The following is a 21,505-nucleotide window of genomic DNA, read 5'->3' as shown; positions in this document are numbered from 1 at the left end:
TCAAAAACAGATGAAAATGTAACAGAAGTTGCTACTTACAGTGGTTTTGACAATTCGATTATATCGGTTGATAAAGGCAATGTCTCTGCAATAGCAGAAGGTACAACTGAAATAACAGTCACATACGAGGACGTAGTTACAATAGTCCAGGTAAAGGTTAATAAAGCTGATGTAATCACTCTTTCAGTTAACCCGTCAAGCGTTAACTTAAAAGAGGGGGAAACACAACAACTATCAGTCATACAAACATTGAAAGAAGCGGGTAAGGAAGACGTATTAACTGATGTTACTGAAGACGCAACATATGTAATTGCAGATGATGCAGTAGTATCGGTAAGTAAAGGTAAAATTACCGCTAAAGTAGTAGGAACAACAAGCATTACAGTTACGTATGGTGATAACTCGGAAACTGTTCTTGTTACTATAGAACAAACAGAGTTAGTGGTAGATCGTATTTACGGGGAAGATCGGATAAAAACAGCCATCGCTATTTCTAAAGAAGGTTGGGATACTGCTTCAACCGTTATTTTAGCTCATGGTTTTGATTTCCCAGATGCACTAGCAGCATCTCCGCTAGCTTATCAACTGGATGCACCAATTCTTTTGACGAGGCAAAAATCATTGGCTCCTGAGACCATTGAAGAGCTGAAGCGTTTAAAAACGAACAATGTCATCATCGTGGGTGGGGACATCGCGGTTTCAAAAACAATAGATGCTAATCTTCAGTCGATGGGAATAAGTGTAGAGAGAATTGATGGAGAAAATCGCTTCGATACAGCTGCAAAAATCGCTAAACGATTGGGAGGCAATCCTCACAAAGCAATCGTCACTGATGGTTTCAATTTCCCGGATGCACTGTCCATTTCTTCTTATGCTGCACAAAATGGCTATCCAATTTTGTTAACTAGATCTGACCGCTTGCCAACTGAAACGAAAAATGGCTTAAAATTGATTCCGAACACGATTGTCATGGGTGGTAATTTAGCAGTCTCAGACGCTGTATTTAAACAACTGAATAATCCTGTGAGAATTAAAGGGGATGATCGTTACGCAACAGCAGTAGCGGTTATCGACGCATTCAAACTACCGACGGATAAAGTCTATGTAGCAACTGGTCAAGGGTTCGCAGATGCTTTGACAGGTTCGGTACTTGCGGCTAAGAATGGGGCTCCTATTATTTTGGTACGACAAAATTCTATACCGGCACCAACTGCACAATTAATTGAGGATTATGATATCAGAAACTTTACTCTTTTGGGTGGAGAAGTGGCTATTAGTAGTAGTTTGTTTCAGTAAGTAGAATTCATTGGATGCTTAACTAAAGATGCTAGTCACTCTTGCAAGTGGTTTGTAACACTGTATCAAAATAGGTTTCCGGGTCGCTATGGGGCGCACGACCTACTACATCATAGCCTTGTGAATGAAAGAGCCGAGCTGCGTGATTGTTTAACGCAGCTCGGCTTCTTTCGTTTAGGGTATCTTACGGTGGGCTTGCGTCCGTCGCTCCCCTACAACCAGTATAAATATAGTTTTGTGGATTTGGTGGACGAGGGAATAGACACTTAATTTAATGAACAGGCGGCCGAAGATACTATTTCGGCCTTTACTGGTTTCTTTAGAGTATCTTCAATCTCCCCTACACACAGTAAAGAAAAAAAAACGGCGGCAGACAACGATCTATAATTTGTGCAAGGCAGAACGCAGTGATGCTTGACACCAAGGACATACGTGTATACGCCTGAACCCGTGGGGGTAGGTCTCTATAGTAATCGCTTGCAGTATGATTCTTCCGATTTGAGACACAATTGCTCCTCAAATTGTGTCTCAAATCACCACCACACTCTAGCGGCACACCAGACAGGCAGTCGATGACACTCTCGCGGGTTCCATTAAGGAAAGAAGAATTAAACGATGGCAGACATTTCTGTTGGAGGGCAAGGCAGAACGTAGTGAGGCTTGGTAACCGAGGACATAATTAATATTTTAAAATACTTACTTCTATTCCTAGTAAATAAGTAATATATTAGTCCGTAGTTTAGAAAAACAACTAAATTATGGGTTTTATTATGAGGGGGAAAGAGAATTGAAAAAGAGTAGGTTTTTGAAGTCTTTAAGTAGCATAGTGGCTGTTGGATTAGTTTTATCATTGCTATCACCATTCTCGGTATTAGCAAACACGCAACAAGGGAAACCACTTAAGCCGACAGGAAAAAACGACAGTACTTTGCAATTAAAGGCTGCCACCATTGAACAACTTAATGAGTTGGAGGTTGGTGTATCACTTCACAAGGACTTACAAGGCTTATCAGAAATTAAGGAAACTAAAAGTTCATCACCTATCAGTGCTGACTTCAATGGTGTAGAAGAATTCTATCTTACAGAAACTGATTTATCGTTCGATGGGGACGGATTTAATGATGATACCCTATTAACTATAGGCACAACAATGAACTTCGGTTATTATCTCGTTGAATTATGGGATATGTTAGACCCTACAGGAGGAGCATATAATGATGGTTACAAAGGCGTCTTCGCTTTTGGAGATAGTTTACCAGCTGACAGGTATGAATTACATATTGATGGCATGTACTTAGACTGGGCAACTGAACAAGAAGAAGCAATTCCAGATGGATTATATACAATTGACTTTACAGGATTTCCCCCTGATGGATCTGTTAGTGATTCTGTTACAGTTTGGACTGGACCAGTTGTGGTAAAAACAACGGACCCAGTTATTACTACAGATACTGTTCTAGTAACTGATACTGCAAGTTTCGAATTTGAGGGGCAAGTCACTGATAAATACATCGATTATAATAATGAGTTAACTTTGTATGGCTTAGAGTATGACTTGAACTCTAAGTTAGATGCAATGTTCCAAATGAAAGGCCCGGATGGGAAAGTACTTCAAAATGGTCCTATTACTTTAAATCAAGATGGTTCATTTTACTTGGACATTCCTACAACTGTGCGTGGAAGCAATACTTTAACAGTGACTGTTGATGATGCTGCGGGCAACTCAGGTTCATCACGTTTTGTAATTGTTAATAATAAAGAAGCTCCTATTGTTGATCGTATTTACGGGGAAGATCGGATAAAAACAGCCATCGCTATTTCTAAAGAAGGTTGGGACACTGCTTCAACGGTTATTTTAGCTTTAGGTTATGATTTCCCAGATGCACTTGCGGCATCTCCGCTTGCTTATCAGCTGGATGCACCAATTCTTTTAACAAAACAAAAATCATTGGCCGCTGAGACCATTGCGGAATTGAAACGTTTAAAAACGGAAAATGTCATTATCGTGGGTGGAGATAACGCGGTTTCTAAAACAATAGATGCTAGTCTTATATCAATGGGAATTAGTGTAGAGCGAATTGCTGGAGATAATCGTTTCGATACAGCTGCAAGAATTGCTAAGCGAATGGGAGGCAATCCGGAGGCAGCTATCGTTACAGACGGATATAATTATCCAGATGCATTAGCCATTTCTTCTTTTGCTGCACAAAATGGCTATCCTATATTGTTGACTAGATCAGATCGTTTGCCAATTGAAACGAACAAAGCAGTAGAATCTATTCCGAATACGATTGTAATGGGCGGGAATAAAGCAGTTTCGCCTACTGTTTTCAATCAATTAAATAATCCGATGAGAATCGCCGGGAATGATCGTTATGCAACGGCAGTAGCTGTTGTTGAGTTATTAGGTATTTCGACTGAGAGAGTCTATGTAGCAACTGGTCAAGGGTTCGCGGATGCTTTGACAGGTTCGGTACTTGCGGCTAAGAATGGAGCTCCTATTATATTGGTGAAACAAAATTCTATACCGGAACCAACTGCACAATTGATAGAGTATTATGATATCCGAAACTTTACTCTTTTGGGTGGAGAAGTGGCTATTAGTGGGAGTTTGTTTCAGTAAGAGTAATTGAATATACTTTAAAGAAAGCAAAAAAAGGCCGAAATATCATCTTAGGCCGCTACTTTCTATGAAATTAGTGTCAATTCTCTCGTCCACCAAATCAAAAACACTTTGTACATTCGGGTTGTAGGGGAGCGAAGGACGCACATCTGCCGCAAGATTGCCTATAAGAAAAAAGCCGAGCTACGTGACGGAGTCACGTAGCTCGGCTCTTTCAGTCACAAGGTTATGATGCAGCAGGTTTTGCGCTACGGAGCGACTCGAAAACTAAACTCGATATAGTGTTTAAATACATGGCCGTTGGCCTTTGATTTAAAACCCCCTCATTCGCGGCTGCGAATGAGGGGGAGTGGCTCATTTGTTTAGTTGAAGATGTTCTTTTAGTATTGCTTGTTTTTCTGCTAATTCGGTTTCGTTCATGTAGTAGTACCAGATACCGTCGTCTCTTTTACCGCCTGAGCCTTTTTCGAAGTATAGTTGATCGATTGTTCCAACAGCGCCACTATAATTTTGTTGGACGTCGACCATTTCGTCAAAGGTCATGTTGGTTTGGACGTTTGCTCCTAGTGCATTAAAGATGCTGCGGTAATTCAATAAGCTTTTAACGGATGCGCCTTCGCTCATGACAGCTTGGATGACTTGTTTTTGACGGTTTTGACGACCGAAGTCGCCCCCGGGATCGTCATAACGCATGCGAACATAGGATAGTGCTTCTTCACCGTTTAATGTGATGTTACCTGTTGGATAATTGAAATTACCAACAGAAAAATCAAGAGTATTGTTAACGGTAACTCCGTCAACTGCATCTACTATGTCTTCGAACCCTTCCATATTCACTTCAACTACATAGTCAATTGGGATGTCGAGTAAGTTCTCAACCGTCGCTAATGACATTTCGATGCCTCCAAATGCGTAGGCATGATTAATTTTATCGTTAAAGCCTTCACCAATAATCTCCGTATACGTATCACGTGGAATACTGACCATTTTAGTTGATTTATCGTTTGGATTAATCGTCATAACGATAATCGTATCAGAACGTCCAGCATCTCCTTCACGCTCGTCTACACCAAGCATCAATACGGAGAATGGATCTTTTTCTTCGAGTTGAATTTCATTTAAACGCATATCCGAAATCTCTCGTTCAATTGGGCTACGAATTTCCTTTAGTGCAGAGGAGAAGCTCATGTAGACGCTTAAAAGATAAACAATTCCTATTAAGAAAATAACTCCTACAACAATCCATGGCCATTTTTTCTTTTTCTTCTTTAAGTCCGAACGCTTCATCTAAATTCCTCCGTTAGTTTCCTGTGAAGAATGTGGAAAGTGAAGAAGCCCACAATGCTGCACCTTGCTCATTTGGTGTACTTTCTTGTGTTAAGTATGTATTCATCTCGTCTTGACTACCAACTGGCCAGTCTGCCCAGTGATCAATATAGGTAAATCCTTGATTCGTTAAATACATTTTAAACGCGTCGACTTCAGCAGGATAATAGACTGCGCTTGCTAAAGGTTGAGAAGGGTGCACTACTAAGACGGCGTCAGTGACATTTTGTTTCACTTTAGCATTAATTGTTTCAATATGGATGATTGAATCTTCTACTACAACTTCGCCATTATTTGATAAGTTCATTCCTTCTAGTAAAACGATATCATAGTCATTTGACCAATCGACTAGAGTGCCGTCAAGGTCATTTACTAGAGTCTCTGTGTTCTCACTATAAGAAACAGTTGTCGTTTCAATCCATTCTCCGTAAGTTTCTGCTAAATTGGCAGTAAGTATATCACCATACCCGGGACTTCCTTCAATAGAAGACGATCCTATTATCAATAGGTCAATTATTTCCCCAGCTTGTAGACGAGAAGAAACAACGCTACTGACTTCCTCTGACATATTAGCTGTAATAGATTCAATTTGTTCAGCTGTAAGGGAAGTGGTTTCTGATTGTTCTTGTGTGTCTGGTGATTCAGTTTCTGTTTCAGATGATTGCTTTTTCTTTGGTGAGTCTTCTTTTTCTGATGATTTGATAGGAGCATAGCCTGTTTGAATTGCTAAAGATTCTATTCGCGAATTATAAACCGTATAGCTTACAATAAGTGTCGCAATACAACCTACTATGACGAGTCCAGTCAATAATGTTGTTTTATTCATATGCATCTCCTTCTATAAGAACCTAGTAAGTATTTAATTACAATAGCATAAATTTAGATAAATTAGCACAATTAATTGAAAAAGTTCAGTTTTTTGAAAATGAAATATGCTATAATAAATCCATTGTCGATAAATGTGTATAAAAGGAGTCAGTCAGAAGATGGAAGAAACAATCAGTTTACAGGATTTGTTTAGAACGTTACGTAAAAGAATCGCATTAATAGCTATATTAACAGCATTAGCGATTACAGTTAGTGGGGTAATCAGCTATGTTTTAATCACACCGAGCTATCAAGCAACAACGCAAATTTTGATTAATCAAGAAAAAACAGATGCAGCAGCACTCAGTGAATCTGCTATTCGGACTGACTTGCAATTAATCAACACATATTATGTAATTATTGAGAGTGCTGCAATTCTAGATAAAGTTGTACAAGAATTAGATTTACCGACAACAGGCAAGGGACTAGAAGGGCAAATTACGGTAAACAGTGAACAAAACTCTCAAGTTGTCAATATTACTGTCGAAGATGAAAACCCGAAACTAGCGGTAGATATAGCGAATACAGTAGCTTCTGTGTTCCAAGAAGAAATTCAAACGTTAATGGATGCTGACAACGTGAATATTCTAGCTGCAGCTCAACTACCGGACAACCCTTCACCAGTTAACCCAAATCCACCATTGAATATGGCAATAGCAGCAGTAGTTGGTTTAATGCTAGGAGTGGGGATTGCGTTCTTATTAGAATACTTAGATACAACAATTAAGACAGAACAAGACGTAGAAGATACATTAGGATTCCCTATACTTGGTTTAATCAGTTCGATACCAGATAGTGAAATGGTCACGGAAAGTCAAACAATTGCACAAAGAAGGAAGCGAGGTTAGGTAAGTTATGGCGAAGAAAAAAATATTACAACAAGTGGCTCGCAAGCTCATCACTCGCTCCAATCCAAAATCGTTTGTATCCGAGCAATATCGTACTTTACGGACTAATATTAATTTTTCCATGCCCAAAGGGGAGTTACAAACCGTGTTAGTAACTTCTTCTTCACCAGGTGAAGGGAAATCGACGACAGCTTCTAACTTAGCTGTGTTATTTGCACAGGAAGGTAAAAGCGTGGTAATAGTCGATGCGGATATGAGAAAACCAACTGCTCACTATACTTTCCATGTAACAAACACATTAGGACTATCAAATTTATTAACACGTCAAAGTTCAATTGAAGAAACGGTAAAAGAAACCGGTATTGAAGGGCTTCACATCATTACGTCAGGTCCGATTCCACCAAATCCCGCTGAACTACTAACATCTATTCCAATGGATATGTTAATAGAAGATCTAAAAAAGCGTTATGACATGATCATTTTTGATGCACCACCTGCGTTGTCGGTAACGGATGCACAAGTTCTTAGCAATAAATGCGATGGTACGATTTTCGTAGTGAGTTCAAAAGAAACCAATAAAGAAAATGCCGTTAAAGCCAAAGAATTACTATTAACAGCAAAAGCACATATTTTAGGGGTAGTTATTAACAACTATGAATTATCGAAAAATCAAGACTACTACCAATATTATGGGTCTAAAGAGTAAAGGGACACCTTTGCTCTTTAGTTTTTTGAATTTATACATAGGATAGAGGGACTATATGATTATTGATATGCACAGTCACATATTAGCAGGGGTGGACGATGGTCCTAATACGAGAGAGGAATCAATAGAACTTTTGGAGCAGGCGGTTAGCGAAGGGATAACAAATATCATTGCTACATCACATGCCTTTCATCCTCAATTTCATACTTCATTTAATGATATCAATATACAAGTAAAAGAATTAAATGATGAATGTATAAAACGAGGCATTCCAATTACTATTTTCCCAGGGCAAGAAATCCGAGTTAGTGATCAAACTACACGCGATATAATGAGTGGTGAAGCGCTTGGACTCGCTAACTCGAAGTATGTACTAATAGAATTGCCGTCACAAGGAATTCCAACATTTACAATACAAATCATTCAACAATTATTAAATCAAAACAAAATTCCTATCATTGCTCACCCAGAACGAAATCGCTCGATTGTTGAAAAACCGAGTCGTTTAGCGAAGCTCATCCAGCATGGAGCCTTGGCACAAGTCACAGCAGGTAGTTTAGTAGGACATTTTGGCAAAACGATCCAACGAACAGCTGTGCAATTAGTTGCAGCAAACTTAGTTCAAGTCTATGGATCTGATGTACATAATATGTCAACACGGCCATCGTTGTTTAATAAAGGGCTTGAGTATTTAGATAAATTGAAGATGTCAGAATCAGCTGACATTTTATTGGAAAATAATGCTCGTATTATAACCAACCAAGAGATGATATTATTAGAACCTGAAGAGATTAAAAAACCCAAATGGTGGCAATACTAATAACAATACTAGTTACATACATTAAAATTTTAGGATTCGACAAAATGCGACAGGTTTCCTGTTGACTGCTTGCTTTTTAGTTAGTACCATTAGCATGAATTTAATTAAGTTACTAGAAATATCATAGGAAAATAGTAAGGGGTGGTGGGATGACAATTAGGAAAAGAGTATCGATGTTAGTATTTGTAGATTCGGGTATCGTTCTTTTTTCGATTTTTTTAGGATACTTTTTATTGCACCCAGTAGTGAACCCATTAACCAGTCGTTATTTAATTGCAAGCTCTCTTGCTTTATTAGTAGCTCATCATATATTAGCTAGTTATTACGGGTTGTATCGCAAAGTATGGGAATACGCGTCGATTAAAGAATTAACTGGTATTTTTAAAGCTGTGACTATATCGATTTTGTTTGTAGCATTGATTCAATACGCTATTCGTGGAGATGTAATAGTCCGAGCACTATTAATCACATGGATGCTTCATATTTTACTAATCGGTGGTTCGAGATTATCTTGGCGTTTAGTTCGAGATACCATGATGAAGACCGATACAAGTCAAAAGAAAAAGACGCTAATCGTGGGTGCTGGAGCAGCTGGCAGTATGGTAGCAAGACAACTTAGTCATAATCCGGAACATGCAGAACTTGATCCCATTTTGTTTGTAGATGATAATCACCAAATGCAAGGATTGGAGATTTATGGGCTGCGTGTAAGAGGGAAGATGAAAAATATTCCAGAACTTGTGAAAAAATTCGACATTCAACATATTATATTAGCGATTCCTTCATTATCAAAACAAGAGTCAACGAGAATAGCTAAAATAGCGGTTGATACAGGTGTCAGAACGCAAATGATTCCACTAATTGAAGACTTGCTGAGCGGTAAAGTTTCTGTAAAAGAGATTCGCGATGTGAAAATTGAGGATTTACTAGGTCGTGAAGAGGTAAAACTCGATATGAAAGTTATATCTGAGAATATTACTGGTAAAACGATTTTAGTTACTGGTGCAGGCGGTTCGATAGGATCTGAGATATGTAGGCAAGTGATGAGATTTAGTCCTAAGCAGTTGATATTGTTAGGACATGGTGAGAATTCGATTTATTTAATTGATCAGGAACTTCGGAATAACTTTGATGGAGTTACAGACCTTCGGCCTGTGATTGCGGACGTTCAAGATCGGGCGAGGATTTTTGATCTGATTGAAGAGTATAGACCTGATGTAATTTATCATGCGGCGGCTCATAAGCATGTGCCGTTGATGGAATATAATCCGATGGAAGCTGTGAAGAATAATATCTTTGGTACGAAGAATGTTGCGGAGGCTGCGGATACGTTCGGGGTCAGTAACTTTGTGATGGTATCGACGGATAAAGCAGTGAATCCACCGAATGTCATGGGTGCTACGAAGCGTTTTGCGGAGATGATTGTGCAGAACTTGGCGAAGGATAGTAAGACGAAGTTTGCTGCGGTGCGTTTTGGTAATGTGCTTGGATCACGCGGTAGTGTTGTTCCTTTGTTTACGAAGCAGATTGCGGCAGGGGGGCCTGTGACGATAACCGATATGAGAATGACGAGGTATTTTATGACGATTCCGGAAGCCTCGCGGCTTGTTATTCAGGCGGGGACTTTGGCTAATGGTGGGGAAGTTTTTGTTTTGGATATGGGGGAACCTGTCAAGATTTCTGATCTTGCGAAGAATTTGATAAGGCTTTCGGGTTATGCTGAGGGTGAGATTGAGATTAAAGAGTCTGGGATACGTCCTGGTGAGAAGTTGTTTGAGGAATTGATGAATGATAGTGAGCGACAGAGTGAGGTTGTTTTTTCTAAGATTTATGTTGGGAAGGCTACGCCGATATCGAAGCATGAGTTGATGTTTTTGCTTGAGAAGATACCGGGGCTTTCGGGTGTTGAGTTGAAGGATACTTTGGTTGGGGTTGCGAATCGGAGGAATGTTGAGGTTAGTAGTGAACAGATGGTTGATGTTGTTGGGTGATTTTGATTTGAGTAAGACCATTTATTCTTATTCTTACTTGAGTAGATGACGTCCCTTTCGGGACATGAGATTATTTTTGGGAGATTCATTTAGAGGGAGGAAATGATATGAAAAAGGTAAGAAAAGCTATTATTCCTGCTGCTGGACTGGGTACACGTTTCTTGCCGGCGACTAAAGCGATGCCTAAGGAAATGTTGCCGATAGTGGACAAACCTACTATTCAATATATTGTAGAGGAAGCTATTGCATCAGGTATTGAAGATATTATTATAGTAACGGGTAAAGGTAAACGAGCGATTGAAGATCATTTTGATAATGCCTTTGAGTTAGAAGAAAACTTAATTCGAAAAGAAAAGTTCGAGTTGTTGGAAAAAGTGAGAGAAAGCTCGAAGGTTGAAATTCATTTCATACGTCAAAAAGAACCACTAGGACTTGGACATGCTGTTTTATGTGCGAAGAAGTTCATTGGCGACGAGCCTTTTGCTGTTCTTCTTGGGGATGATATTGTTCAGGCAGACACTCCGTGCCTGCGCCAATTGATGAATCAATATGATGAGACTGGTGCTTCGGTTATTGGGGTTCAACAGGTACCTGATAATGAGACGAATCGTTATGGGATTATTGCTCCTCTTGAGAGAGATGGAAGATTGTATAAGGTAGATAGTTTTGTGGAAAAACCTGTTTTAGGGACTGCTCCTTCTAATCTTGCGATTATGGGACGTTATATTTTGACGCCTGAGATTTTCCATTTCCTTGAGAAACAGGGTGCGGGTGCTGGTGGTGAGATTCAGTTGACTGATGCTATTGAGCGATTGAATCAAGTTCAGCGGGTGTTTGCTTATGATTTTGAGGGTAAGCGGTATGATGTTGGGGATAAGATTGGGTTTGTTAAGACTACTGTGGAGTTTGCGTTGCAGGATGATGGGTTGAGGGAAGAGTTGGTTGAGTTTCTTGAGGGGATTTTGGAGAGTAAAAAATCTTTCAAATAAAGGTGTTGATTAATCACCTTGGTGGTACGCCAGTAATAGGATAATACAGAAAACGGCCTATTGTCCGTTTTGTATGTCGATGATGACAAGAACAAGCATGGCTATGAAATTCATGGCATCCGTGTAGCAAACGCGAGTACAGATTCAATCGATGAAATTATTCAAGACAATGAAATCGAGCGAATTATTGTAGCGATTCCTTCGATGAGCCGACAAGAAAGTACGGAGCTGATGAAACGCTGCGTAGAATCAGGCATACACACGCAGACGATTCCGATGATTGAAGACATCATGACGGGAAAAGTTTCGGTTACGGATATGCACGATGTGAAAATTGAAGATCTTCTCGGGCGTAATGAAGTCCAGCTCGATATGAACAAAATCGCTAACCAGTTAACAGGCAAAACGATTTTAGTTACGGGTGCTGGTGGTTCAATGGGTTCAGAAATCTCGAGACAAATTATGCGGTTTGGACCGAAGCAGTTATTGCTTCTCGGATATGGCGAAAATTCGATTTATTTGATCGATATGGAGTTAAGAAAGAACGTAACACCTGATACTGAAATCATTCCAATTATCGCGGATGTCCAAGACAGAAAACGGATACTTGATCTTACGGAGATGTATAAACCGGATGTTGTTTATCACGCAGCGGCACATAAGCATGTGCCGTTAATGGAAGGCAATCCGATGGAAGCGGTCAAAAACAATATTTTTGGGACGAAAAATGTCGCAGATGCAGCTCACTTGAGTGGTGTCGGAAATTTTGTGATGGTATCAACGGATAAAGCGGTTAATCCACCGAACGTAATGGGAGCAACCAAACGGTTTGCGGAGATGCTTGTGCAGAATTTGGCGAAGCGTAGTCATACAAAATTTGTTGCAGTTCGTTTCGGTAATGTACTGGGTTCACGAGGCAGTGTTATTCCGTTGTTTAAAAAGCAAATTGCGACAGGCGGTCCGGTGACGATTACGGATTTGCGGATGACACGATACTTCATGACGATTCCGGAGGCTTCTCGGTTAGTGATTCAAGCAGGGACGTTAGCAGAAGGCGGAGAAGTGTTCGTGCTGGATATGGGCGAACCGGTCAAAATTGTTGATCTTGCGCGCAATTTAATTCCGTTGTCGGGTTATACAGAGTTGGATATTCCGATTAAAGAGACGGGGATCCGTCCAGGAGAGAAGCTTTTTGAAGAGTTGTTGAATGAGGACGAAATTCAGAGCGAGATGGTGTTTCCGAAGATTTATGTCGGGAGGGCGAATCCGGCTGCGGAGTTAGAGTTGATCTTGTTGATGGAGAAGTTGGGTGAGATGAGTAGTCAAGAGGTTAAGGATGTTTTGATTGGGTTGGCGAATCGACGGAATATGGAGAGTAAGAAGTCTTTGGTTTCTAGTGTATAAGTAGAACTAAATATACTATTCTCATCGATATTCCGCAAAACAGCTAAGCTTGTCGCGGGTTTGCGCTGAACTAACTCGGGCTAGATGCCCGAGTTAGTTCAGCACTTCGCTGGTCCCGCAGGCGTCTACGCTGTTTTGCTCCATATCTTTAACAGTATTTATAATTCTTACATTGAACTTATAGAGTTAAAAGAGTGTGCAAGATATTGAAAAATGAAAGGGGAACAAGAGATGTTCTTAGTACTGAAAAGAATAATCGATTTCACATTGTCTTTAGCCATAATCGTAACTTTATCCATTATTTTTCTTCTATTATGTATAGTCATCAAACTGGATTCTCCAGGCCCAATTCTTTTCAAGCAAAGAAGGGTTGGAAAAGGGAAGAAAGAGTTTAATATATTGAAGTTCAGAACGATGAAAATTGATGCACCGAATGATATGCCGACGCATTTACTGGATAAGCCGGATGCTTATATCACACCGGTAGGCAAGTTCTTGCGTAAAACGAGTCTGGATGAACTCCCGCAATTGATCAATATTGTAAAAGGTGAGATGAGCATCATTGGTCCAAGGCCAGCTCTTTGGAATCAGTATGATCTGATTGCGGAGCGGGATAAGTATAAGGCGAATGATGTGCTTCCTGGATTGACAGGACTTGCTCAGATTAGCGGTAGAGATGAGTTAGCAATTGAGGTTAAGGCGAAGATTGACGGAGAGTATGTGGAGAAAAGGAGTCCGGGGTTGGATTTTAAGATATTCTTTGGGACTGTTTTTAGTGTTTTGAAGAGTGATGGGGTTAAAGAGGGGAAGTAAGAGGTGTTAAGCTATGCGCGTTTTAGTAACTGGGGAAAATAGTTATGCTGGCAGGCAGTTTGAAAAGAGATTAATAGATCTTGAAATGGATTGGGTAGTCGATTTTCTATCTGTTCGAAATGATGAGTGGAAGACAAAAAATTTCTCAATGTATGATGCTATTTATCATGTTGCTGCTATTGTTCATCAAAAAGAAAAGGCAGAGAATGAATCTTTGTATTATAAGATAAATAGAGATTTAACATATGAATTGGCAGAAAAAGCAAAATCAGAAGGAGTTAAATCATTTGTTTTCTTAAGTACAATAGCTGTTTATGGTCTTATTGGAAGAATTGGTGAAGATACAATTATTTCTAAAGAAACGAAAGAGAAGCCTACTTCTTATTATGGGAAGAGTAAGTTGGAAGCGGAACAAAAGATAAGTACTCTCCAATCTGATAATTTTCATGTCTCCATACTACGAATTCCGATGATTTATGGATATGGTTGTCCTGGTAATTATAGCGCATTAAGCAAGTTAGCTAAAAAAGCACCTTTATTTCCTAAAATAGATAATAAACGAAGTTTAATTTACATTAGCCATTTATCTGACTTAGTAATGTATTTAGTTGAAAATGAAAATTCAGGGTTGTTTTTAGTGAAAAATCCAGAGGATATTAATACGTTGGCAATGGTTAATGAGATTGCGATTAATAATGAAAGAAGAATATACAACTCATATCTCCTAGGTTTTTTAATTAGAGTATTTGGAAACAGCTTTTCTGTTATTAGAAAAATGTTTGGAAATATTGTTTATAAAAATGAAGACTGTAAAATAAATAGTTTTCAATATACTAATTTGAGCTTTGAGGAAAGTATTACTCTGTCAGAAAAAACTAAAATAAATAAAGACTAGAATAGGAGATAGTATGGGGAATTATATTATTGTTCCAACAAACACGGATTTAAATAGAGGAGATCAAGCATTAATTTGGGAAACAATTAATATTTTTAAAGAAATTGATTCGCAAGCAGAGTTTCTATTAATTAATAGTGGAGAGACTGAAGAGGAAAAATATTTACAGTCTTATCAAACGAAACAAAGAGGTCACAAATTTATTGACCCACTAGTGAATCATCCAGGTCGTGGTGAAAAAGAGAAAAATAACCAATTTTATTCTAAAAGCCAATTTCTTTATTGGGGAATACAGGCTATTAAAGACCTTATTCCGCGTTTGCTCTTGTTATCTAAAAATAGACTATTAAATAAAATAGCTTTGAAGTTTCTTACTGATTCTTTTGTTAATAGTTACAGTCAATTTAAAAGAAACGATGCAATTATTTTTAAAGGTGGCGGATTTATCCATAGTTATGGAAAAACTACAGATCCATATGTTATGTTCTATCTTTTATATTACGCTATGCTAGCAAAAAAACATAATAAACCTGTTATTTTCATGCCTAATTCATTTGGACCATTTAAAAATCCATTTGCCACTTGGATAATCAAAAAGGTTTTAAAAAATGTTGAATTTATTTCTGTTAGAGAAAAATTCTCTAAAAATTCTCTTGAAAAATTATTGGGAAAAGAAATACCTTTCTATCCTGACTTAGGATTTTTCTTAGAAGATAATCACCAATTTAATGCTAAAAGTTTTCTTGAAGAAAAAGGAATTAAATTTAACGGGAAAAATGTAGGTATTACAGTAAGACCTTATCGTTTTGACGGGCATTTAAACCCAATACAAGCCTATGAAAATTATATCGAAGCTTTTATAGAATTTGCAAAAAAATTACACGAAAAAGGCTACTCACCTATTTTTATTGCTCAAACTATGGGACCTAGTGTAAATGAAGATGATAATGAAGCGATAAAAAAAATTGTTTCAAAAATGAAAAATTTTGAATACAAAGTTATTTCGGAAAAATCTCTTAACGCCAGTCAAATGAAAAAAATCTACGGAGAGATGAATTTTGTAGTGGGAACTAGATTCCATTCGGTGATTTTTTCTCTCTCTTCTAAGGTGCCTTCTTTGGCGGTATCTTATGGTGGAAATAAAGGAAAAGGAATAATGACAGAACTAGGGTTAGAGAAATATGAAATTCCTATAGAAGATTTGAATACTAGTTCTTTAGAAAAAAAATTTTTTATGATGGTTGAAAATCAAAAAGAGTATATAGAGAAAATTGACTTTAAAATTAAAGAATATTCTGCTCTTCGCAAAGAATTGATTCTTGTTTTAACTAAAATATTGAAAGTGAATTGAAGCCGTATTATGAAAATATTATTTGTAGCTAGTGTCTATAAACATCTTATTGCCTTTCATGTTCCTTATATGAAGTATCTAGAAAATAAAGGATATGAAATTATTTGTGTAGCAAAAAATGATGTTGAAGATAAAAGAAAATTAGAGGATATGGGATTTAAATGCTTTAATGTTTCTTTTGATCGAAATCCATGGAGTTTGAATAATATTAGGGCATATCGAATTCTAATTAAATATTTTAAAGAAAACTCAATAAAATTTATTCATGTACATACCCCTGTTGCAGCTTTCATTACTAGATTAGCAGCAAGAAAGCAAAAATTTGGCGTGGTTTATACTGCTCATGGATTTCACTTTTTTAAAGGGGCACCTATAAAGAATTGGATTGTTTATTTCACTTTGGAAAAACTAGCAGCGAAATGGACATCTCATATAATCACTATGAACATGGAAGATTATAATCGTGCTCTAAAAATGAACTACAGAGAAGGTGCCGTCCATTATGTGCATGGTGTTGGGGTACAAGAAAGTGAAAAAAAATTAAGTAAGAAAGAGAAAAAAGTTTTGTTAAAAGAAATAGGGATACCTGGAAACAGTATTGTGATTTCGTATGTGGCTGAATTTAATGAAAATAAAAATCATATTTTCTTATTGGAAAATTGGCGGGAAATTAAAGCAGAAAACTCGAAAGCCGTACTTCTATTAATGGGTTCTGGCACGGGAGAAAAAAAGTTGGAAAAATATATACAAGACAACGATTTGAAAGATATATATTTCTTAGGGTACAGACAGGATATAGATAAATTATTACAAATAACTAATGTGGTTACTCTACTATCATATAGAGAGGGTCTTCCGAAAAGTATTATGGAAGCAATGAGAGAAGGATTACCATGTATTGTCTCAGATACACGAGGACTTAGAGATTTAGTTAATGATCAGGAAAGTGGATATGTAGTAAGCCATAATGATGATGATATGTTAATTCAAAGATTTAATTATTTATTAGAAAATAAAGACATACGAGAAAAATTTGGTATAAATGCATGTAAGAAATTAACCCCATATATACTAGGAAATGTTTTGGAAGAATATAAAGTTATCTATAAAGAGTTACTGGGTGAGAATTGAATTTGATAGCAGCTTTGACCACTAAAGAATTAGGGTAAATAGTATAATCGCAATTCAGCGATTTTAAAAGCTTTTATAGTCTTGTGGTATTTAATGGCGAGAAACTTAATTAAAATACTAATAATCGTAAATTATTATAGTAAGTCGAACGGCTATAATACAAAATAACTCAAGTGGCTGCATGGTAGTTAACGTAAATCAACTAAAGTAGTATTTCCAAATGAATCATGCTCATATCGTTAACCGAGAACTTATGGTATTCAAGAATTACTAGCTCGAAGTAAATTCCTTTTACACATCGTTCATCAACTGAAACGAAACCAGAGCACAATCATAACAAGTCAGCAAGAACGCTGTAAACCGTACAACATGCTTCAAAGGTAGCTAAATTATGATACTAAGCCGGAAATTCGTGTTGAAAAAAACGAGACTTGAATGACATCGGCTATATTCTAATGCATTTGAAACTAGGATGATCGCCGAGAAGCACCTAGAGTGATATCAGAAATTGCACAAGCAGCCGTTCCTAATCCGTGTTGAAAAAACACAGATTTTCATTAAGCTGAATAAGAATCTAGACGAACTCGGTTAGATTTCCAAAAAAACACAAATTATTGAACAAAGTCATTATGAGTTAAGTTTAAATTTAAAGGAGAAACAAAAATGATTTTTTTTCATAGTCACAAATTTATAAAAAAAAGCGGGAAATACTATACAAGTGGCTCATTGAATAACGAAGTTTTTCAAAGATATCTTAATTGGTTTGGAGAGGTCACTGTATTTGCAAACGAACTTTTTGCCAAGGAAGAACATGAGAGATTTATAAATGAAAATAATGAAGTTACTAACGTGAAATTAGATCTAGTAAATACAAAAAAAAGTTACTTAAATATTATGAACATAAATAAAAGAATAAAACAATCTGTGCAAAATGAAAATTGTATTGTAGTAAGAATGCCGAGCTTATATGGAATATTGGCTGTAAGGTATGCGAAAAAATCAAATAAAAAATATTTAATTGAAGTAGTCGGTTGTCCTTGGGATGCTTTTTGGAATCATAGTCTGAAAGGTAAAGTAATTGCTCCATTTATGTGGTTTTTAACAAAAATAACATTAAAAGATGCTCCATATGCTGTTTATGTTACTGAAGAATTTTTACAAAGAAGATATCCTAATAAAGGAAAATCAATCGGATGCTCAGATGTAGTACTGCCAGAATTAAGAGAAGACACTTTAGAGAAAAGATTAGAAAAAATTAGTCTTATGGAAAAGAAACAACCTATTATTATCGGTACCACTGCAGCTTTAAATGTACGATATAAAGGTCAAGAGTTCGTAATCAAAGCAATATCAGAATTAAATAAACAAGGATACAATTTCGAATATCATCTTGCAGGAGGGGGAGACAACAATTATTTAAAGTCTATGGCGAAAGAGTACGATGTAGCTGACAAAGTTATATTTTTAGGTGCCTTGTCACACAAGAAAGTTTTTGATTATCTAGATAATATAAATATTTATATTCAACCAAGTAAGCAAGAAGGCTTGCCACGTGCTTTGATAGAAGCAATGAGTAGAGCTTGTCCTGTGTTAGGATCTTCAACGGGAGGAATACCTGAGTTGTTAAATAAAGAATTTATATTTAATAATGGTTCAGTAGATGAGATATGTGACTTACTTAAGAAGATGGATAAGAGTTCAATGCTTATTGAAGCTAAGAGAAGCTTTAGCAAAGCAAAAGAATTCGATAAAGTTATTTTAGATGAAAAGAGAACGGATTTTTATATGGAATTTGTAAATTACAAAAAAGTTGATAAATAAATTCGTATTTAAAATTAAAATGTTTGAAATGTATAGCCTTTAGGAGCGAGTTTAGTGGTGAAAAATAGTGAACAACCATTTAGAAATAAGCATAATAAACAGCTTATTAGTACAATATTTTTAATAGCACTAGGGATTACAATTTATACTTTGCTATCTATAGATAATGATACGTATAAACTACTATGGCTATTGCCATTAGGTTATCTATTGTTTACCTTAATTTATTATGGAGTACTAGCAAAAATAAATTACAATTACGGTGTAGTGTTTATAACTGCAAATATAATAATATTCATTAGATACGTTATTACGCCATTCTCTATTGTGTTTTCTTCTTCATATAATGGTCTAGGTTTTGGTCCAAATCCTTCCGAAAGTAGTATGAGTTTAGCAATTGCATTGATGCTACTAGAACTTCTAGTGGTCTACTTCATCACTATATTTGCAGTTTTACATTATAGCAAAAAACAAAAGTCATATTCAAAAATAAATAGTATAGCCGCAAATATTTTGAATAACAAAAGCATCGTAGTTTTATTTATGCTGGTTGCCCTACCAATTGTTTTAGTTTTAAGTCCGGATGCATTGATGCCAAATAGCTTATCTTCAATAGGAAGTAACACTGATAATTTTTCGGATATTCAATACTCAGGATTACTTTTATTGATAATACCCATGATAAGATTAGTCTTCTTGCTATTAAGCTTATCTTTTATAAAAGGAATTTATGATAAAAAAAATAAAGGCATAGCAATACTTTTAGCATGGTTAGTGGTATTTTTTTACTTAAGTATGCTGATTTCTACTTCACGCTGGAGCATTGTCTTTTCGAGTATTTTATGTATGTTAGTGATAGCTCAGTTGTTTCCAAAAACACCTAAAATTTTCTATGGAATTCTTATTTCGATGACTGTTATAGTATTTGCAGCGATTTCCATATATAAGTTTTCTTGGGCTTTAGATTCTTCATTAAATCCTTATAGAGATATTTTTAATGTTTTATTCGGCCAATTTCAAGAATATTTTTCTGGTCCCCGTGTAGTGGCTCAATCTCTTGATATGACAGAGTTTTTTGGTAGTCAGATTGGCATCTCTACAATAATGAATGATTTTTTAGGAAGTTTACCTTTTATTTCTAATTTCATTGATCAAACTGATCGTACAAACATATACTTTAATCTCTATTTAGAAGTTGGAAATGTTTCGCATATTATTCCTTTGTTAGGAAACAGTTATGCTTATTTACCTCTTTTCCCAGTATTTTTTACAATAATAGCCCAGTGGTTAATGGTAAGATTTGATTTTAAATCTCAAAATGAAAAGCAAATTGAGTTTAAGTATATATATGGTTACATAGGATTGTTTTTTGCTATGAGTATGGGATTTAATGTTCAAATTATTTTCGGGAATTTTATTGCCTACTTTTTATTTCCCTGGTTGCTTTTTACATTAAATCGTAGATTTACGTTAAAATCTATTACTTACAATTCTAATAAAACAGGAGGTTCATAAATTGCCTTTTCTAAGCATTATAGTTCCAATTTATAATATTGAAAAATACCTACCTCAATGTATTGATAGTATTTTGGAGCAGTCATTCAAGGATTATGAGTTGATTTTGGTAAATGATGGATCACCAGATAGTTGCTCTGATATATGTGTGAAATATGAGGAAATGGATAATCGTATAAAAGTTATTCATAAAAAGAATGGCGGATTATCAGATGCACGCAATGCCGGTATAGATATTGCTGAAGGAAAATATCTTATATTTGTAGATGGTGATGACTATATGAAAGATTTTGGGCTTGAGAAAATCATGCAGGCGCTAAAAGGAAATGAAGTTATAGACATGCTGATTTGTCCCTTAATCAAAAAGTTTCCTACAGAAAAAGAAATAATTGATTATCTTCCCATTCAAGGTAAAAGTCAACTTTTAAACCAAGATGAGATGTTAGAAAGTATGGTTATTAGTAAAACTACTTTTTGGGGTGCTGGTAAAAATATATATCTCAAATCAATTATTGATAAAAATAAACTGCGTTTTAAATACAATTTAATTGGAGCAGAGGATTGTGAATTTTTTATGCGGTATATTCGTCTTTGTAAAAGCTTTTATCTAATTAATATTCCAGTAATAAATTATAGGTTGGAGCGAGAGGGATCGATAACGAACGTAATGTCTGCTTCAGCTGTTATGGGACAACTTCAAGTTTTTTATGATAATTATTTTGTTTATAAGTTTCAAAAACAAGACGAAAATGTTCGAATTCAGACTTTTTTTGCTAATAAATTTGCTAATACAATTTCGCTTTTACCCTATCTGCCAAAGGATATAGAGTTGAAAAAAATTTCAACCTATCTAAAATCAAGTAAAATTATTTTAACAAATACAAAAGGTACCAAATATAGCATTGCAAAAATCTTTTGGTTAAGTTTTGGCTATTATAGAGGGTCCGTACTAATTAAAAAATTAAATCGATTTAAATAGTATTAATCTGAATCAATTTCATAATTCTGAGCCATTGCGGCTCTAAGGGTAAAATAGCAAGAAAATAGAGCACCTCCCCAAATCCTGTATAATGAGAGTTACGACACACACATTAACAGACTGGAGAAAT

16 protein-coding genes and 1 pseudogene are annotated in these 21,505 nt (G+C 36.3%); 15 read left to right on the top strand and 2 right to left on the bottom strand.

Features of this window, described 5'->3' with window-relative positions; all coding sequences use genetic code 11:
* A partial coding sequence (locus B371_RS21770; protein WP_019414628.1) for a cell wall-binding repeat-containing protein occupies positions 1 to 1,296 on the top strand: 1,296 nt, incomplete at its 5' end.
* A 787-nt stretch (positions 1,297 to 2,083) separates the two neighbouring features.
* Positions 2,084 to 3,919 (top strand): cell wall-binding repeat-containing protein, encoded by a 1,836-nt coding sequence (locus tag B371_RS22445; RefSeq protein WP_019414627.1) that lies wholly within the window; start codon positions 2,084 to 2,086, stop codon positions 3,917 to 3,919.
* A gap of 354 nt (positions 3,920 to 4,273) precedes the next feature.
* On the opposite strand, the gene B371_RS0112320 is transcribed toward B371_RS22445, so the two are convergent.
* Together B371_RS0112320 and B371_RS0112315 are read right to left on the bottom strand one after the other, a co-directional pair.
* Positions 4,274 to 5,206, bottom strand: a complete 933-nt coding sequence (locus B371_RS0112320; RefSeq protein ID WP_019414626.1) for an LCP family protein — start codon at positions 5,204 to 5,206, stop codon at positions 4,274 to 4,276.
* Between the two features lie 13 nt (positions 5,207 to 5,219).
* Entirely contained in the window at positions 5,220 to 6,071 is an 852-nt protein-coding gene (locus tag B371_RS0112315) for a hypothetical protein (protein WP_019414625.1), read from the bottom strand.
* Between the two features lie 160 nt (positions 6,072 to 6,231).
* Here B371_RS0112315 and B371_RS0112310 point away from each other — a divergent pair, with 160 nt between their 5' ends.
* The 13 genes and pseudogenes from B371_RS0112310 (at position 6,232) to B371_RS21755 (ending at position 21,375) form a co-directional block, all read left to right on the top strand.
* Entirely contained in the window at positions 6,232 to 6,960 is a 729-nt protein-coding gene (locus tag B371_RS0112310) for a YveK family protein (RefSeq protein WP_019414624.1), read from the top strand.
* 7 nt (positions 6,961 to 6,967) lie between these two features.
* Complete coding sequence (locus B371_RS0112305; RefSeq protein ID WP_019414623.1) at positions 6,968 to 7,666, top strand: CpsD/CapB family tyrosine-protein kinase; 699 nt, start codon at positions 6,968 to 6,970, stop codon at positions 7,664 to 7,666.
* Between the two features lie 55 nt (positions 7,667 to 7,721).
* Positions 7,722 to 8,486 carry a tyrosine-protein phosphatase gene (locus tag B371_RS0112300; protein ID WP_019414622.1) on the top strand — a complete coding sequence of 255 codons (765 nt, stop codon included), beginning with the start codon at positions 7,722 to 7,724 and terminating at the stop codon, positions 8,484 to 8,486.
* Positions 8,487 to 8,635: 149 nt separating this feature from the next.
* Entirely contained in the window at positions 8,636 to 10,477 is a 1,842-nt protein-coding gene (locus B371_RS0112295; protein WP_019414621.1) for a nucleoside-diphosphate sugar epimerase/dehydratase, read from the top strand.
* A 107-nt stretch (positions 10,478 to 10,584) separates the two neighbouring features.
* Positions 10,585 to 11,466, top strand: a complete 882-nt coding sequence (galU, locus tag B371_RS0112290; protein WP_019414620.1) for a UTP--glucose-1-phosphate uridylyltransferase GalU — start codon at positions 10,585 to 10,587, stop codon at positions 11,464 to 11,466.
* A 42-nt stretch (positions 11,467 to 11,508) separates the two neighbouring features.
* A pseudogene (locus B371_RS21760) lies at positions 11,509 to 12,870 on the top strand (polysaccharide biosynthesis protein); the annotation flags it as partial.
* A gap of 231 nt (positions 12,871 to 13,101) precedes the next feature.
* Positions 13,102 to 13,683, top strand: coding sequence for a sugar transferase (locus B371_RS0112280; protein WP_019414618.1), 582 nt, complete (start codon positions 13,102 to 13,104; stop codon positions 13,681 to 13,683).
* Between the two features lie 13 nt (positions 13,684 to 13,696).
* Positions 13,697 to 14,578, top strand: a complete 882-nt coding sequence (locus B371_RS0112275) for an NAD-dependent epimerase/dehydratase family protein (RefSeq protein WP_019414617.1) — start codon at positions 13,697 to 13,699, stop codon at positions 14,576 to 14,578.
* Positions 14,579 to 14,591: 13 nt separating this feature from the next.
* Entirely contained in the window at positions 14,592 to 15,929 is a 1,338-nt protein-coding gene (locus B371_RS0112270) for a polysaccharide pyruvyl transferase family protein (protein ID WP_019414616.1), read from the top strand.
* A 9-nt stretch (positions 15,930 to 15,938) separates the two neighbouring features.
* The gene (locus B371_RS0112265) at positions 15,939 to 17,060 is read left to right on the top strand and encodes a glycosyltransferase family 4 protein (RefSeq protein WP_019414615.1); all 1,122 of its coding nucleotides are present in this window, start codon (positions 15,939 to 15,941) and stop codon (positions 17,058 to 17,060) included.
* Between the two features lie 663 nt (positions 17,061 to 17,723).
* The gene (locus tag B371_RS0112260) at positions 17,724 to 18,881 is read left to right on the top strand and encodes a glycosyltransferase (RefSeq protein ID WP_019414614.1); all 1,158 of its coding nucleotides are present in this window, start codon (positions 17,724 to 17,726) and stop codon (positions 18,879 to 18,881) included.
* A 57-nt stretch (positions 18,882 to 18,938) separates the two neighbouring features.
* Positions 18,939 to 20,396 (top strand): hypothetical protein, encoded by a 1,458-nt coding sequence (locus tag B371_RS0112255; RefSeq protein WP_157185199.1) that lies wholly within the window; start codon positions 18,939 to 18,941, stop codon positions 20,394 to 20,396.
* A 1-nt stretch (position 20,397) separates the two neighbouring features.
* Complete coding sequence (locus B371_RS21755) at positions 20,398 to 21,375, top strand: glycosyltransferase family A protein (protein WP_019414612.1); 978 nt, start codon at positions 20,398 to 20,400, stop codon at positions 21,373 to 21,375.
* The last annotated feature ends 130 nt before the right edge of the window (positions 21,376 to 21,505 follow it).

Origin of the sequence: Paenisporosarcina sp. TG20, assembly GCF_000286315.1 — a bacterium.
In the GTDB taxonomy this organism is placed as follows: domain Bacteria; phylum Bacillota; class Bacilli; order Bacillales_A; family Planococcaceae; genus Paenisporosarcina.
The sequence above is the reverse complement of the archived record's forward strand: the minus strand, read 5'-3'. Positions and strand labels throughout refer to the sequence as shown.

What these genes read in the sequence shown, in the direction of transcription:
- B371_RS0112305 (WP_019414623.1), top strand. Translation starts at nt 6,968, where the DNA reads ATGGCGAAGAAAAAAATATTACAACAAGTGGCTCGCAAGCTCATCACT.
- B371_RS0112260 (WP_019414614.1), top strand. Translation starts at nt 17,724, where the DNA reads ATGATTTTTTTTCATAGTCACAAATTTATAAAAAAAAGCGGGAAATAC.
- B371_RS0112270 (WP_019414616.1), top strand. Translation starts at nt 14,592, where the DNA reads ATGGGGAATTATATTATTGTTCCAACAAACACGGATTTAAATAGAGGA.
- B371_RS0112280 (WP_019414618.1), top strand. Translation starts at nt 13,102, where the DNA reads ATGTTCTTAGTACTGAAAAGAATAATCGATTTCACATTGTCTTTAGCC.
- B371_RS0112295 (WP_019414621.1), top strand. Translation starts at nt 8,636, where the DNA reads ATGACAATTAGGAAAAGAGTATCGATGTTAGTATTTGTAGATTCGGGT.
- galU (WP_019414620.1), top strand. Translation starts at nt 10,585, where the DNA reads ATGAAAAAGGTAAGAAAAGCTATTATTCCTGCTGCTGGACTGGGTACA.
- B371_RS0112300 (WP_019414622.1), top strand. Translation starts at nt 7,722, where the DNA reads ATGATTATTGATATGCACAGTCACATATTAGCAGGGGTGGACGATGGT.
- B371_RS0112315 (WP_019414625.1), bottom strand. Translation starts at nt 6,071, where the DNA reads ATGAATAAAACAACATTATTGACTGGACTCGTCATAGTAGGTTGTATT.
- B371_RS0112320 (WP_019414626.1), bottom strand. Translation starts at nt 5,206, where the DNA reads ATGAAGCGTTCGGACTTAAAGAAGAAAAAGAAAAAATGGCCATGGATT.
- B371_RS0112275 (WP_019414617.1), top strand. Translation starts at nt 13,697, where the DNA reads ATGCGCGTTTTAGTAACTGGGGAAAATAGTTATGCTGGCAGGCAGTTT.
- B371_RS0112265 (WP_019414615.1), top strand. Translation starts at nt 15,939, where the DNA reads ATGAAAATATTATTTGTAGCTAGTGTCTATAAACATCTTATTGCCTTT.
- B371_RS0112310 (WP_019414624.1), top strand. Translation starts at nt 6,232, where the DNA reads ATGGAAGAAACAATCAGTTTACAGGATTTGTTTAGAACGTTACGTAAA.